This is a genomic window from Cohnella baijiui (assembly GCF_020731285.1).
Classification (GTDB): Bacteria; Bacillota; Bacilli; order Paenibacillales; family Paenibacillaceae; genus Cohnella.
This window is the reverse complement of sequence record NZ_JAJFOW010000188.1, coordinates 1-321: the sequence shown is the minus strand read 5'-3', so window position 1 is coordinate 321 and position 321 is coordinate 1. Positions and strand designations below refer to the sequence as shown.

Annotated in this window: 1 pseudogene; it reads right to left on the bottom strand. The window is 46.1% G+C overall.

The features are described 5' to 3' along the window. Nucleotides 1-321, bottom strand: a pseudogene (locus tag LKX83_RS32260) (S-layer homology domain-containing protein); the annotation flags it as partial.

The following is a 321-nucleotide window of genomic DNA, read 5'->3' as shown; positions in this document are numbered from 1 at the left end:
AGTGACCGTTATATTGGACGGGCTTTAATCCCTTAGCCCGCGCCAGCATCATCATGAAGTCAAACCGGGTGATTTTTGCATTTAAATCCTTCAGTAGGCGTCCATCATATAAATACATATCAGGCTGAATGACACCTTTGTAGGCAAGAGCCAGCACATACGGCTTCGACCAGTTGTTGACCATATCAAGCTTGTATGTCTTATACATTACGGCAGCAGCGTATTCACCGAATTGATCGATGGATGCCTCTACTGTGCGGCTTTTGCTGTTAATTTTACCGCCGACCGGAATCCATTTGCCATCCTTACGCTGAAGGATGG